Annotated in this window: 13 protein-coding genes; all 13 read left to right on the top strand. The window is 71.0% G+C overall.

What is annotated here, in order from left to right; translation table 11 throughout:
- Nucleotides 1–6 precede the first annotated feature (6 nt).
- The 13 genes from ACGF3I_RS18260 (at nucleotide 7) to ACGF3I_RS18320 (ending at nucleotide 14,270) form a co-directional block, all read left to right on the top strand.
- Nucleotides 7–1,674, top strand: a complete 1,668-nt coding sequence (locus tag ACGF3I_RS18260) for a UDP-N-acetylmuramoyl-L-alanyl-D-glutamate--2,6-diaminopimelate ligase (RefSeq protein ID WP_393133148.1) — start codon at nucleotides 7–9, stop codon at nucleotides 1,672–1,674.
- 4 nt (nucleotides 1,675–1,678) lie between these two features.
- Complete coding sequence (gene murF, locus ACGF3I_RS18265; protein ID WP_393133150.1) at nucleotides 1,679–3,100, top strand: UDP-N-acetylmuramoyl-tripeptide--D-alanyl-D-alanine ligase; 1,422 nt, start codon at nucleotides 1,679–1,681, stop codon at nucleotides 3,098–3,100.
- Nucleotides 3,097–4,167 carry a phospho-N-acetylmuramoyl-pentapeptide-transferase gene (mraY, locus tag ACGF3I_RS18270; RefSeq protein WP_393133152.1) on the top strand — a complete coding sequence of 357 codons (1,071 nt, stop codon included), beginning with the start codon at nucleotides 3,097–3,099 and terminating at the stop codon, nucleotides 4,165–4,167. The genes murF and mraY overlap by 4 nt, the downstream gene beginning before the upstream one ends.
- Entirely contained in the window at nucleotides 4,149–5,588 is a 1,440-nt protein-coding gene (murD, locus tag ACGF3I_RS18275) for a UDP-N-acetylmuramoyl-L-alanine--D-glutamate ligase (protein ID WP_393133154.1), read from the top strand. Before mraY ends, murD begins: the two co-directional genes overlap by 19 nt.
- A gap of 59 nt (nucleotides 5,589–5,647) precedes the next feature.
- Nucleotides 5,648–7,030, top strand: coding sequence for a putative lipid II flippase FtsW (gene ftsW, locus ACGF3I_RS18280; protein ID WP_393133156.1), 1,383 nt, complete (start codon nucleotides 5,648–5,650; stop codon nucleotides 7,028–7,030).
- 6 nt (nucleotides 7,031–7,036) lie between these two features.
- Entirely contained in the window at nucleotides 7,037–8,122 is a 1,086-nt protein-coding gene (murG, locus tag ACGF3I_RS18285) for an undecaprenyldiphospho-muramoylpentapeptide beta-N-acetylglucosaminyltransferase (protein ID WP_393133158.1), read from the top strand.
- A gap of 23 nt (nucleotides 8,123–8,145) precedes the next feature.
- Nucleotides 8,146–8,961: a cell division protein FtsQ/DivIB gene (locus ACGF3I_RS18290; RefSeq protein ID WP_393133160.1), complete on the top strand. Its 816-nt coding sequence runs from the start codon at nucleotides 8,146–8,148 to the stop codon at nucleotides 8,959–8,961.
- A gap of 277 nt (nucleotides 8,962–9,238) precedes the next feature.
- Nucleotides 9,239–10,447 carry a cell division protein FtsZ gene (gene ftsZ / locus ACGF3I_RS18295; RefSeq protein WP_393133162.1) on the top strand — a complete coding sequence of 403 codons (1,209 nt, stop codon included), beginning with the start codon at nucleotides 9,239–9,241 and terminating at the stop codon, nucleotides 10,445–10,447.
- Between the two features lie 51 nt (nucleotides 10,448–10,498).
- Nucleotides 10,499–11,206 (top strand): peptidoglycan editing factor PgeF, encoded by a 708-nt coding sequence (gene pgeF / locus ACGF3I_RS18300; protein ID WP_393133164.1) that lies wholly within the window; start codon nucleotides 10,499–10,501, stop codon nucleotides 11,204–11,206.
- Nucleotides 11,207–11,212: 6 nt separating this feature from the next.
- Complete coding sequence (locus tag ACGF3I_RS18305) at nucleotides 11,213–11,932, top strand: YggS family pyridoxal phosphate-dependent enzyme (RefSeq protein WP_393133166.1); 720 nt, start codon at nucleotides 11,213–11,215, stop codon at nucleotides 11,930–11,932.
- Nucleotides 11,933–12,071: 139 nt separating this feature from the next.
- Complete coding sequence (locus ACGF3I_RS18310; protein WP_393133168.1) at nucleotides 12,072–12,689, top strand: cell division protein SepF; 618 nt, start codon at nucleotides 12,072–12,074, stop codon at nucleotides 12,687–12,689.
- Between the two features lie 71 nt (nucleotides 12,690–12,760).
- Entirely contained in the window at nucleotides 12,761–13,045 is a 285-nt protein-coding gene (locus tag ACGF3I_RS18315; RefSeq protein WP_393133170.1) for a YggT family protein, read from the top strand.
- 49 nt (nucleotides 13,046–13,094) lie between these two features.
- Nucleotides 13,095–14,270 carry a DivIVA domain-containing protein gene (locus tag ACGF3I_RS18320; protein WP_393133172.1) on the top strand — a complete coding sequence of 392 codons (1,176 nt, stop codon included), beginning with the start codon at nucleotides 13,095–13,097 and terminating at the stop codon, nucleotides 14,268–14,270.
- Nucleotides 14,271–14,710 lie beyond the last annotated feature (440 nt).

Raw genomic sequence — 14,710 nt, forward strand, 5'->3', positions numbered from 1 at the left:
ACCCCAGTGACAACCATCACCCAGGGCCCTGGGAACCACGACGGGACCCAGGACGCCGTGCCCCCCTCTTTTGGCGACCCGGAGGGTGGGCCCGGTACGCTCACCGCCGTGCCACACGCTGATCAGTACCGAACCGCCCAGCCGGACGCCCCCGCCAAACAGCCGGGAGCGCCCCGACCGGAACAGGCCCGTCCGACCTCGCTCGGCGCGCTGGCCGAACGCCTGGGGACCGCCGCCCCCGGCCCGGGAGAGGTCACCGGCATCACGCACGACTCCCGGGCCGTGCGCCCCGGCGACCTGTACGCCGCGCTGCCGGGCGCCCATACGCACGGCGCCGACTTCGCCGCCCAGGCCGCGAGCCTGGGCGCGGTCGCCGTGCTGACCGACCCGGCGGGCCGTGAACGCGCCGCGGCGACCGGCCTGCCGGTCCTGGTGGCGGGCGACCCGCGGGGCCGGATGGGCGAGCTCGCCACCGAGATCTACGGCCACCCCGGACGCGACCTGCTCCAGATCGGCATCACCGGAACCTCGGGCAAGACCACCACCGCCTACCTCGTCGAGGGCGGCCTGCGCGGCGCCGGCCACGCGACCGGCCTGATCGGCACGGTCGAGATGCGCATCGGGGACGAGCGCATCAAGTCCGAGCGCACCACCCCCGAAGCCACCGACCTCCAGGCGCTGTTCGCGGTCATGCGCGAGCGCGGCGTCGACTCGGTCGCCATGGAGGTCTCCAGCCACGCCCTGGTGCTCGGCCGGGTCGACGGATGCGTCTTCGACGTCGCCGTCTTCAACAACCTGAGCCCGGAGCACATGGAGTTCCACTCCGGCATGGAGGACTACTTTCAGGCCAAGGCCCGCCTGTTCACCCCCGAGCGGGCCAAGCGCGGCGTGGTCAACTTCGACGACGAGTACGGCCGGCGCCTCGTGAAGGAGGCCGGCATCGAGATCACCACGTACTCCGCCGAGGGCCACCCCGACGCCGACTGGCGGGCCGAGGACGTCCAGGTGCGCCAGGACAGCAGCACCTTCACGGTGACCGGCCCCGAGGGCGTGCGGGTCTCCGCGACCGCGCCGCTGCCCGGCCCGTTCAACGTGGCCAACACCCTCGCCGCGATCGTCACGCTCGCCGTCGCGGGCATCGACCCGCAGACCGCCGCCGACGGCGTGGCCGCCGTGCCCGGCGTGCCCGGCCGCCTGGAGCGGGTCGACGCGGGCCAGCCCTACCTCGCCGTCGTGGACTACGCCCACAAGACGGACGCCGTCGAATCGGTCCTGCGCTCGCTGCGCAAGGTCACCGAGGGCAAGCTGCACATCGTCCTCGGCTGCGGCGGCGACCGCGACAAGACCAAGCGGGCCCCGATGGGCGCCGCCGCCGCGCGCCTTGCCGACACCGCCGTGCTGACCTCCGACAACCCCCGCTCCGAGGACCCGCTCGCGATCCTCGCCGCGATGCTCGCCGGCGCCGCCGAGGTGCCGGCCCACGAGCGCGGCGAGGTCCAGGTCTTCGAGGACCGGGCCGCCGCCATCGCTTCGGCCGTCGCCCGGGCCGAACCCGGCGACACCGTGCTCGTCGCGGGCAAGGGCCATGAACAGGGCCAGGACATCCACGGAGTGGTACGCCCCTTCGACGACCGCCTGGTCCTCCGCGCCGCCATCCAGAAAAGTCAGGGATGAAGTAGTGATCGCCCTCTCACTGGCCGAGATCGCCGCCATCGTCGGCGGGCAGCCGCACGACATACCGGATCCGTCCGTCACGGTCACCGGCCCCGTCGTCATCGACTCCCGCCAGGTGGCGGCCGGTTCGCTCTTCGTGGCCTTCGCCGGCGAGAACGTGGACGGCCACGACTACGCCCGGCGCGCCGTCGAGGCGGGCGCCGTGGTGGTCCTGGCGGCCCGTCAGGTCGGCGTGCCCGCGATCGTCGTCGAGGACGTGCAGGCCGCGCTCGGCGCGCTGGCCCGCGACGTCGTGCGCCGGCTCGGCACCGAAGTCGTCGCCCTGACCGGCTCGTCCGGCAAGACGTCCACCAAGGACCTGATCGCGCAGGTGCTCCAGCGCCACGCGCCGACGGTCTTCACACCGGGCTCCCTCAACAACGAGATCGGCCTGCCGCTCACCGCGCTCACCGCCACCGCCGAGACCAGGCACCTGGTCCTGGAGATGGGCGCCCGCGGCATCGGCCACATCCGCTACCTCACGGGTCTGACCCCGCCCACGATCGGGCTCGTCCTGAACGTCGGGAGCGCCCACATCGGCGAGTTCGGCGGCAAGGAGCAGATCGCCCTGGCCAAGGGCGAGTTGGTCGAGTCGCTGCCCGAGAGCGGCTGCGCCGTCCTGAACGCCGACGACCCCCTCGTCCGGGCCATGGCGACGCGCACCACGGCGCGCGTCCTGCTCTTCGGCGAGGCCGAGGACGCCGACGTACGGGCCGAGAACGTCCGGCTCACCGCGGCCGGGCAGCCCTCCTTCAGCCTTCACACACCCTCCGGGTGCGGTGATGTGACGTTGCGCCTGTACGGTGAGCACCACGTGTCGAACGCGCTCGCCGCGGCCGCCGTCGCCCATGAGCTGGGCATGTCCGCAGACGAGATCGCCCGCGCGCTCTCCGAGGCGGGCACCCTCTCCCGCTGGCGTATGGAGGTCACCGAGCGTCCGGACGGTGTGACCGTCGTCAACGACGCCTACAACGCGAACCCCGAGTCCATGCGAGCCGCTCTCCGCGCGCTCGTGGCCATGGGCCAGGCCTCACGGGCCGAGGGGGGAAGGACGTGGGCGGTGCTCGGTCCGATGGCCGAGCTCGGCGACGACTCGCTGGCCGAGCACGACGCGGTCGGACGGCTCGCCGTCCGGCTCAACGTCAGCAAGCTCGTGGCAGTCGGGGGCCGGGAGGCGTCCTGGCTGCAACTGGGCGCATATAACGAGGGTTCGTGGGGTGAGGAGTCGGTGCACGTGTCCGACGCACAGGCGGCCGTCGACCTGCTGCGCAGTGAACTGCGGCCGGGAGACGTCGTGCTGGTGAAGGCATCCAGGTCGATCGGCCTGGAGCGGGTGGCACTGGCGCTGCTCGACAACGCCGTCGAGGGTGAGGTCGCCGCCCGATGAGGCAGATCCTCTTCGCGGGAGCCATCGGTCTGTTCCTGACCCTGGTCGGCACCCCGCTGCTCATCAAACTCCTGGCCCGCAAGGGCTACGGCCAGTTCATCCGGGACGACGGTCCGCGCGGCCACGCCGGGAAGAAGGGCACGCCCACCATGGGTGGCATCGCCTTCATCCTGGCCACGCTGATCGCGTACGCCCTGACCAAGGTCATCACCAGCGAGGACCCGACCTTCTCGGGCCTGCTGGTGCTGTTCCTGACCGCGGGCATGGGTCTGGTCGGCTTCCTCGACGACTACATCAAGATCGTCAAGCAGCGTTCGCTCGGCCTGCGGGCCAAGGCCAAGATGGCCGGGCAGCTGATCGTCGGCATCGCCTTCGCGGTGCTCGCCCTCCAGTTCGCCGACGCCCGCGGCAACACGCCCGCCTCCACCAAGCTGTCGTTCATCAACGACTTCGGCTGGTCCATCGGACCCGTCATCTTCGTGGTGTGGGCGCTGTTCATGATCCTCGCCATGTCGAACGGCGTGAACCTGACCGACGGTCTGGACGGCCTGGCCACCGGCGCCTCCGTGATGGTCTTCGGCGCGTACACCTTCATCGGCCTGTGGCAGTTCCAGGAGTCCTGCGCCAACGCGCAGACCCTGACCAACCCCAACGCCTGCTTCGAGGTGCGCGACCCGCTGGACCTCGCGGTCGTCGCCTCGGCCCTGATGGGCTCCTGCTTCGGCTTCCTGTGGTGGAACACCTCGCCCGCCAAGATCTTCATGGGTGACACCGGTTCGCTCGCGCTCGGCGGCGCGCTCGCCGGCCTCGCGATCTGCTCCCGCACGGAGTTCCTCATCGCGCTCCTCGGCGGCCTGTTCGTGCTCATCACGATGTCGGTGGTCATCCAGGTCGGCTCGTTCAAGATGACCGGCAAGCGCGTCTTCCGCATGGCGCCGCTCCAGCACCACTTCGAACTCAAGGGGTGGTCCGAAGTCCTTGTCGTGGTGCGGTTCTGGATCATCCAGGGCATGTGCGTGATCGTGGGCCTTGGTCTCTTCTACGCGGGATGGGCAGCCGACAAGTGAGCACCACCTGGCAGGGCAAGCGCGTGACGGTGGCCGGCCTCGGCGTCTCCGGAATGCCGGCGGCCCGGGTCCTGAACGGGCTCGGCGCCGCCGTCACCGTCGTCAACGAGGGGGCCGACGAGCGCTCGCGCGCCCAGGCCGCGGAGTTGGAGGCGCAGGGCATCACCGTGCGCCTCGGCGACGGGGACACCCTGCCGGAGGGCACCGAACTGATCGTCACCACGCCCGGCTGGCGGCCCGACAAGCCGCTGTTCGCGGCGGCGGCCGAGGCGGGCGTGCCGGTGTGGGGCGACGTGGAACTGGCCTGGCGGCTGCGCGACCTGGACGGCCGCACCCCGGCCCCCTGGCTCGCGGTCACCGGCACCAACGGCAAGACCACCACCACCCGGATGCTGGCCTCGATCCTCCAGGCGGCGGGCCTGCGCACCGCCGCCGTCGGCAACATCGGCGTCTCGCTGCTCGACGTGGTCCTCGGCGACGAGGAGTACGACGTGCTCGCCGTCGAGCTCTCCAGCTACCAGCTGCACTGGTCGCCCTCGCTGCGCGCCCACTCGGCCGCGGTGCTCAACCTGGCGCCGGACCACCTGGACTGGCACGGCTCCATGGAGGCGTACGCCGCCGACAAGGGCCGCGTCTACGAGGGCAACACCGTCGCCTGCGTCTACAACGCCGAGGACGAGGCGACCGAGCACCTGGTGCGCGAGGCCGACGTGGAGGAGGGCTGCCGTGCCATCGGCTTCACCCTCGCCACCCCCGGCCCCTCCCAGCTCGGCGTGGTCGACGGCATCCTGGTGGACCGGGCCTTCGTGCAGAACCGGCAGAAGAACGCCCAGGAGCTGGCCGAGGTCGCCGACGTCGACCCGCCGGCCCCGCACAACATCGCCAACGCGCTCGCCGCCGCGGCCCTCGCGCGCGCCTTCGGCGTCGAGGCGAAGGCCGTCCGCGACGGACTGCGGGCCTTCCGTCCCGACGCCCACCGCATCGAGCACGTCGCCGACGTGGCCTCGGTCGCCTACGTCGACGACTCCAAGGCCACCAACACCCATGCCGCCGAGGCCTCCCTGGCGGCGTACGACCCGATCGTCTGGATCGCCGGCGGACTCGCCAAGGGCGCCTCCTTCGACGAGCTCGTGCAGCGCTCCGCGAAGCGGCTGCGCGGGGTCGTCCTGATCGGCGCCGAGCGCCACCTCATCGCCGAAGCCCTGGCGCGACACGCCCCCGAGGTCCCGGTGGTCGACCTCGACCGGACCGACACTGGGGCGATGTCGGCGGCGGTCCGCGAGGCGGCGGCGCTCGCCCGGCCGGGGGACACCGTCCTGTTGGCCCCGGCCTGCGCCTCGATGGACATGTTCGCGAACTACAACAAGCGCGGCGAGGCCTTCGCGGACGCGGTCCGTGAACTCGCCCGAGGGCGCGCCTAGCCGGACCACCCGTTCCGCGGACCGGCCGGCGCCGGGCACGACTGGAGGGGACAGCACACATGGCGGCCGATGTTCTTGGCGGCTCCGGGGGCGGCCCGCGCGGGACGCTCGCCCGTGCCGGCCTCCTGCTGCGCAGCCGCACCGCGGGGCCCGTCCGCGGCCCGGCCGTCCGCGGCGGCTCCTCCGGCGCTCCCCGGCGGCCCGGACCGCGCGGCCCCCGACGCCTGGTGGAGCAGGCCAGGAGGGCCTGGGACCGGCCGCTGACGGCGTACTACCTGATCCTCGGCAGCGCCCTGCTCATCACCGTGCTCGGCCTCGTGATGGTCTACTCCGCCTCGATGATCAAGGCGCTCGAACTGTCCCTGCCGGGCTCGTACTTCTTCCGCAAGCAGTTCCTCGCGGCCCTCATCGGCGGCGGCCTCATGATCGCAGCCGCCCGGATGCCGGCCAAGCTCCACCGGGCGCTGGCCTATCCGATACTGGCCGGCACGGTCTTCCTGCTGGTCCTCGTGCAGGTGCCCGGGATAGGGAAATCGGTCAACGGCAACCAGAACTGGATCTATCTGGGCGGTCCGTTCCAGCTCCAGCCCAGCGAATTCGCCAAGCTGGCCCTGCTCCTGTGGGGCGCCGACCTGCTCGCCCGCAAGCAGGACAAGCGACTGCTGACCGAGTGGAAGCACATGCTGGTCCCGCTCGTCCCGGTCGCCTTCGTACTGCTCGGGCTCATCATGCTCGGCGGCGACATGGGCACCACGATCATCCTGACGGCCATCCTGTTCGGCCTGCTCTGGCTGGCCGGCGCCCCCACCCGGCTGTTCGCGGGGGTGCTCGCCGTCGCGGGCACGCTCGCCGCCCTCTTCATCAAGATCAGCCCGCACCGGATGGGCCGGCTCGACTGCATCGGCGCCACCGACCCGGGACCACAGGACCAGTGCTGGCAGGCCGTGCACGGAATCTACGCCCTCGCCTCCGGCGGCTGGTTCGGATCCGGCCTGGGTGCGAGTGTGGAGAAATGGGGTCAACTCCCCGAGCCCCACACGGACTTCATCTTCGCCGTGACCGGTGAGGAACTGGGCTTGGCGGGGACGCTGTCGGTCGTCGCCCTCTTCGCGGCTCTAGGCTATGCGGGTATCCGCGTGGCCGGACGCACGGAGGACCCCTTCGTGAGGTACGCCGCGGGAGGCGTGACCACCTGGATCGTGGCCCAGGCCGTGATCAACATCGGTGCGGTGCTCGGCCTGTTGCCGATCGCCGGTGTCCCGCTCCCGCTGTTCTCCTACGGAGGGTCCGCGCTGCTGCCGACCATGTTCGCCGTGGGGCTGCTGATCGCGTTCGCGCGGGACGACCCCGCGGCGCGGGCGGCGCTTGCCATGCGGCAGCCTCGGGTGAGTTGGAAGTCGATGAGACGGCGCGTCAAGAAGCGTCCGTCCGGAGAGCGGTGAATTTCGGTGCATGTCGTACTCGCCGGTGGGGGGACCGCCGGCCACATCGAGCCCGCGCTCGCCCTCGCGGATGCCCTGCGCAGGCAGGACCCCACCGTGGGGATCACGGCACTCGGCACGGAGAAGGGTCTGGAGACCCGGCTCGTGCCCGAGCGCGGCTATGAGCTCGCGCTCATCCCGGCCGTCCCGCTGCCCCGCAGGCCCACCCCCGAACTGATCACCGTCCCCGGGCGGCTGCGCGGCACCATCAAGGCCGCCGAGCAGATCCTGGAGCGCACCAAGGCCGACTGCGTGGTCGGCTTCGGCGGCTATGTGGCGCTGCCCGGCTACCTCGCCGCCAAGCGGCTCGGGGTGCCGATCGTGGTCCACGAGGCCAACGCCCGGCCGGGCCTCGCCAACAAGATCGGCTCGCGGTACGCGGCCGGCGTCGCGGTCGCGACCCCGGACAGCAAGCTGCGCAACTCCCGCTACATCGGCATCCCGCTGCGCTACTCGATCGCGACCCTGGACCGGGCCCGGGTCCGGCCCGAGGCGCGCGCCGCGTTCGGGCTCGACCCCGGTCTGCCGACGCTGCTCGTGTCCGGCGGCTCGCAGGGCGCCCGCCGCCTCAACGAGGTGATCCAGCAGGTCGCTCCGGTGCTCCAGCGCTCCGGCATCCAGATCCTGCACGCGGTCGGCCCGAAGAACGAAGTGCCGCGTGTCGACAACATGCCCGGGATGCCGCCGTACGTCCCGGTACCGTACGTGGACCGGATGGATCTCGCGTACGCCGCGGCCGACATGATGCTCTGCCGCGCGGGCGCGATGACCGTCGCCGAACTCTCCGCCGTCGGACTGCCCGCCGCCTACGTACCGCTGCCCATCGGCAACGGCGAACAGCGGCTGAACGCCCAGCCGGTGGTCAAGGCCGGCGGCGGTCTCCTGGTGGACGACGCCGAACTCACCCCGGAGTGGGTGCAGGGCAACGTCCTTCCGGTGCTCGCCGACCCGCACCGCCTGTACGAGATGTCGCGCTCCGCCGCCGAGTTCGGGCGGCGCGACGCCGACCAGCTCCTCGTACAGATGGTGTACGAGGCCGTCGCAGGACGCTGATCAACGGACGGAAGGCAGGGACCGTGGCCGGACAGACGACCGCTCAGCGCGGTGGCGGACCGAGGGGGACGTCCCCGAACTCCGCGAAGTCCGGCCGGTCCGGCCCCCGTCCGCCGGGCGCACGCCGCTGGCGGCTGCCGCGTCGGCGCGGTCTGCTGGTGATCTGTGTCGCCGCGGTCGTGCTCGCGGCGGGCCTCATCTGGCTGTTGTACGGCTCCACGTGGCTGCGCGTCGAGCAGGTGAAGACCACCGGGACGCGGGTTCTGACGCCCGGTGAGGTCGAGTCGATCGCCGCGGTACCGATCGGATCACCGCTGATTTCCGTCGATACGGACGGGATTGAGGCACGGCTGCGACAGAAGCTGCCGCGCATCGACTCCGTCGAGGTCGTCCGTTCATGGCCGCACGGAATCGGTCTCAAGGTGACCGAACGCCGGCCCGTCCTGGTCGTGAAGAACGGCGGGAAGTTCGACGAAGTGGACGACGGCGGTGTGCGTTTCGCCACGGTCCCGCAGCCGGTCAAGGGCGTTCCGCAGCTCGAACTGACCCTCTCGCAGTCCCCGAGCGTGCGCCGCTTCGGCACCGGCCGGCTGGTCCTGGAGGCCGTGCGGATCACGGGCGAACTCCCGCCTGCCGTCGCCAGGGAGACCCGCTCCGTCAGGATCTCCTCGTACGACGCGGTCACGCTGGAGTTGACCGGCGGACGCAGCGTTCTGTGGGGAAGTGACGAGGAGGGCGAGCTGAAGGGACGTACCCTCAGTGCACTGATGAAAGCGCGGCCGAAGGCGGTCCGCTTCGATGTGAGTGCCCCCACCGCCCCTGCGGTATCGGGTAGTTGACGGACATATGCGCTGGCCAGCACCCTGGTTGGTCAGCGACACGGGTGATCACATAGGGTGAAAAGAAAAACGGGAGGTTCGGCGTGTTCGTTGAACGCGCGCCACTTGTCGACTTAGTGTCCTGTTCGGAAGAGTCCAGCGAACAGACACACTGGTAACCCTAAACTTCAACGTTAGGGTTCGGGTCGGCGATACGGACCGTCCCAATCGGCATTCGTCGTCACCTTGCGGGAACCGCGAAGTGACGACCCGTAACTCGAGGCGAGAGGCCTTCGACGTGGCAGCACCGCAGAACTACCTCGCAGTCATCAAGGTCATCGGTGTCGGCGGCGGTGGTGTCAATGCCATCAACCGAATGATCGAGGTCGGTCTCAAGGGCGTCGAGTTCATCGCGATCAACACTGACGCACAAGCACTGTTGATGAGCGACGCCGACGTCAAGCTCGACGTCGGCCGTGAACTCACCCGCGGCCTCGGGGCCGGAGCCAACCCGGCAGTCGGACGCAAGGCGGCAGAGGACCACCGTGAGGAGATCGAGGAGGTCCTCAAGGGGGCCGACATGGTCTTCGTCACCGCCGGTGAAGGCGGCGGCACCGGCACCGGCGGCGCCCCCGTCGTCGCCAACATCGCGCGTTCGCTCGGCGCCCTGACGATCGGCGTGGTCACCCGCCCGTTCACCTTCGAGGGACGGCGCCGGGCCAACCAGGCGGAGGACGGCATCGCGGAACTCCGCGAAGAGGTCGACACCCTCATCGTCATCCCCAACGACCGGCTGCTCTCCATCTCCGACCGCCAGGTCAGCGTCCTGGACGCGTTCAAGTCCGCCGACCAGGTGCTGCTCAGCGGTGTCCAGGGCATCACGGACCTGATCACCACCCCGGGCCTCATCAACCTCGACTTCGCCGACGTCAAGTCGGTCATGTCGGAAGCCGGTTCGGCCCTCATGGGCATCGGCTCGGCCCGCGGCGACGACCGCGCGGTGGCCGCCGCCGAGATGGCGATCTCCTCGCCGCTCCTCGAAGCCTCCATCGACGGCGCCCGCGGGGTGCTGCTCTCCATCTCCGGCGGCTCCGACCTCGGCCTGTTCGAGATCAACGAGGCGGCCCAGCTGGTCAGCGAGGCCGCCCACCCCGAGGCCAACATCATCTTCGGCGCGGTCATCGACGACGCCCTCGGTGACGAGGTGCGCGTGACGGTCATCGCGGCCGGCTTCGACGGCGGTCAGCCGCCGGCCCGCCGCGACACCGTGCTCGGCTCGGCCTCGGCCTCCAAGCGCGAGGAGCCCGCTCCCGCGCGCCCGGCCGAGACGGCCCGTCCGCTCGGCGGGCTCGGCACGGTCGGCACCCGCGAGGAGACCCCGGCCCCGCCGGCCCCGGTCGAGCCCGCCCCGGTCGCCGAGACCCCGGCCCCCTCGGCCATCCCGACGGCCCGTCCCTACCCGGACAGCCAGGCCGAGGAGCTCGACGTCCCCGACTTCCTCAAGTGAGCGAAGCGACGGGCGAATCGGTCTCCTGAAGTGATACGAGAGCAGGACGCTGTGAGCGGCGCGCACTTCGCCTTCACCGACCGGTGGGGCGGGGTGAGCGCCGTTCCGTACGAGGAGCTCAACCTCGGCGGCGCGGTCGGCGACGACCCCGCCGCGGTGCGGACCAACCGCGGGCTCGCCGCGGGCCGGCTCGGGCTCGACCCGGACCGGGTGGTCTGGATGAACCAGGTGCACGGACGCGAGGTGGCCGTCGTCGAGGGGCCCTTCGCCCCGGGCGACGCGGCCGCGGTGGACGCGGTGGTCACGGCCCGCCGGGGCACCCCCCTCGCCGTGCTCACCGCCGACTGCACCCCGGTCCTGCTCGCCGACCCGGTGGCGGGAGTCGTGGGGTCGGCGCACGCGGGGCGGCCCGGGATGCTGGCGGGCGTGGTGCCCGCCGCCGTCGGCGCGATGGTCTCGCTCGGTGCCGACCCGGCCCGGATCGTGGCCCGCACCGGGCCCGCCGTGTGCGGCCGTTGCTACGAAGTGCCCGAGGACATGCGGGCCGAGGTCGCCGCGGCCGAGCCCGCCGCCTGGTCCGAGACCAGCTGGGGCACCCCGGCCGTGGACGTCACCGCGGGAGTGCACGCGCAGCTCGCCGCCCTCGGCGTCACCGACCGTACGGCCTCGCCGGTCTGCACCCTCGAATCACTCGACCACTTCTCGTACCGCCGGGACCGCACCACTGGGCGGCTCGCCGGATATGTCTGGCTGGACTGACGACTCATGACGGATCGCAAGAGCGAACTCGCCGACAACCTGGCCCGGGTGGAGAAGCGCATCGCTTCCGCCTGCGCCGCGGCCGGGCGCGAGCGCACGGACGTCACCCTCATCGTGGTCACCAAGACCTACCCCGCCAGTGACGTGCGGCTGTTGCACGAACTGGGTGTGCGCGAGGTCGCGGAGAACCGCGACCAGGACGCGGCGCCGAAGGCGGCCGAGTGCGCGGACCTCGATCTGACCTGGCACTTCGTGGGTCAGTTGCAGACGAACAAGGTGCGTTCGGTGGCGAGTTACGCCGATGTCGTGCAGTCGGTCGACCGGGCCAGACTGGTCACCGCGCTCTCCGCCGCGGCGGTCCGCGCCGGACGGGAGCCCGGCTGTCTGATCCAGGTCGCGCTCGACGCCGGGTCGGGGGAGCGCGGTGAGCGCGGCGGCGTCGCCCCGGACGGCATCGGGGAGTTGGCGGATCTGATCGCCGCCTCGCCCGGGCTCCGGCTCGACGGTCTGATGACGGTGGCGCCGCTGGCCGGTGAGTACGCCGGCCGGCAACGGGCCGCCTTCGAGCGGCTGCTGGAATTGTCATCCCGCCTGCGCGCGGACCATCCGGCTGCGAACATGGTGTCAGCAGGGATGAGTGCGGACCTCGAAGAGGCCGTTGCGGCCGGAGCGACACATGTACGCGTCGGAACGGCGGTACTCGGAGTCCGACCCCGGCTCGGGTAACGTCGCGAGGAAGTCGGACCACAGCAGAAAATATGGTCATTCCCACTCTTCGGTGGGCAGACCGCGTGGATCGTGGGCCCTTGATGACGCTGCCACTTGGCGACAGGAGCGATCCACCACAGAGCGGAGGAATCTGAGCATGGCCGGCGCGATGCGCAAGATGGCGGTCTACCTCGGCCTCGTGGAGGACGATGGGTACGACGGCCGGGGCTTCGACCCCGACGACGATTTCGAACCCGAGCCCGAACCGGAGCGCGACCGCCGGCGGCACCAGCCCCCGCACCAGTCCCCGCTCCAGGACGAACGGGACGAACCGGTACGAGTGGCTCAGCCTCCGGCCCCGAGAGAACCGGTTCAGCTATCGGTTGAAAGCGGACGACCGGCGCGAATCGCACCCGTGGCGTCCATCACACCTGAACGCCCGAGCCTGGAGAAGAACGCACCGGTGATCATGCCCAAGGTCGTGTCCGAGCGGGAGCCGTACCGCATCACCACGCTGCACCCGCGGACGTACAACGAGGCCCGTACCATCGGGGAACACTTCCGCGAGGGCACTCCGGTGATCATGAATCTCACCGAGATGGACGACACCGACGCGAAGCGACTTGTCGACTTTGCCGCCGGTCTCGTCTTCGGGCTGCACGGCAGCATTGAACGGGTGACGCAGAAGGTGTTCCTGCTGTCTCCTGCTAACGTCGATGTCACGGCGGAGGACAAGGCCCGCATCGCAGAGGGCGGTTTCTTCAACCAGAGCTGAGACACGACACCGGGAACGAACCGGCCGACAAGAGGCCGGAGCTTTGACGCAAGGGGAGAGGGAAGCGCGAGATGGTCGTCGCACTACAGGTGGTCTACATCGCGCTGATGTGCTTCCTCATCGTGCTGATCTTCCGGCTCGTCATGGACTACGTCTTCCAGTTCGCCCGTTCATGGCAACCCGGCAAGGCGATGGTGGTCATTCTTGAGGCCACCTACACTGTCACCGATCCACCGCTCAAGCTTCTGCGGCGGTTCATTCCGCCGCTGCGTCTCGGGGGCGTGGCACTCGACCTGTCCTTCTTCGTTCTGATGATCATCGTCTACATCCTGATCAGCATCGTGGTCAGGTTGTGAACGATACGGTCCTGCCGACTGCCGACGACTACGTAGAGGTGAAGAAGAGATGCCGCTGACCCCCGAGGACGTGCGGAACAAGCAGTTCACGACCGTCCGCCTCCGAGAAGGCTATGACGAGGACGAGGTCGATGCCTTCCTCGACGAGGTCGAGTCGGAGCTGACGCGACTGCTGCGCGAGAACGAGGATCTGCGCGCCAAGCTGGCCGCCGCAACCCGCGCCGCCGCGCAGAACCAGCAGCAGCAGGGCATGCGCAAGCAGGAGCAGCAGCAGGACGGCCGAGGCCCGGGCGCGCCCGTTCCCGCCGCCATATCCGGTCCGCCGCAGGTCCAGCAGCAGCCGCAGATGGGTCCGCCCCAGCTGCCCAGCGGTGCGCCGCAGCTGCCCGCCGGCCCCGGTGGCCACGGTCCGCAGGGCCAGCACGGCCAGGGCCCCATGGGCCAGAACCCGATGGGCCAGGGCCCCATGGGTCAGGGTCCGATGGGTCAGAACCAGCTCGGTCAGGGCCCCATGGGCCAGAACCAGCTCGGCCAGGGCCCCATGGGTCAGCAGATGGGCGGCCCCATGGGCGGCCACGGCCAGCAGATGGGACAGCCGGCCCAGGCGCCCGGTGGCGACAGCGCCGCCCGGGTGCTCTCGCTCGCGCAGCAGACCGCCGACCAGGCGATCGCGGAGGCCCGTTCCGAGGCCAACAAGATCGTCGGTGAGGCCCGGTCCCGCGCCGAGGGCCTGGAGCGCGACGCCCGTGCCAAGGCGGACGCCCTGGAGCGGGACGCGCAGGAAAAGCACCGCGTCGCGATGGGCTCCCTGGAGTCCGCTCGCGCCACGCTGGAGCGCAAGGTCGAGGACCTGCGGGGCTTCGAGCGCGAGTACCGCACGCGTCTGAAGTCCTACCTGGAGTCGCAGCTGCGTCAGCTGGAGACCCAGGCCGACGACTCGCTCGCCCCGCCGCGCACCCCGGCGACCGCGTCGCTGCCGCCGGCTCCGCAGATGAGCGGGTCCATGGCGTCGGCCGGTGCCGGTGCGATGGGGCACCCCATGGGTGGCCAGCCCTCGATGGGCGGCCAGCCGTCCATGCCGAGCGGGCCGTCCTACGGTGGCCAGCAGCAGATGTCGCCGGCGATGACGCAGCCGATGGCGCCGGTGCGGCCGCAGGGGCCGTCGCCGATGCAGCAGGCTCCTTCGCCGATGCGTGGGTTCCTGATCGACGAGGACGACAACTGACGGGGTTTGCGCGCGTGATACGCGCGTAGCCGTCGGCAGGCTGCAAGGGCCGGTACCGGGTTCCCCCGGTACCGGCCCTTCGCCGTTCCCCCGCACTCTGGGCGAGCTGTGCCCCGGTCCCTGGGGCGGCGGGGTTGCGCAGTTCCCCGCGCCCCCAACCCCCGGTCATGCGCGGACCGCGGTCGCTTCTCGCGCAGTTCCTCGCGCCCCCAAACCCGCTGTCGGTCTCGCACCGTGCGTGGCTGGTCGCGCAGTTCCCCGCGCCCCTGGCGGTGCTGGGGGTGCCCGGGGTTTGCGCAGTTCCCCGCGCCCCTAACCCCGGTCGTGTGCGGACCGTGGTCGCTTCTCGCGCAGTTCCCCGCGCCCCTTAACTGCTCGGTGCTGGGCAGCATCGGCCACCTCAGCCCGTCCGGCGTTTGAGGACGAGCGCCGTTCAGGCG

Origin of the sequence: Streptomyces sp. NPDC048111, from assembly GCF_043202815.1 — a bacterium.
Taxonomy (GTDB): Bacteria; Actinomycetota; Actinomycetes; order Streptomycetales; family Streptomycetaceae; genus Streptomyces.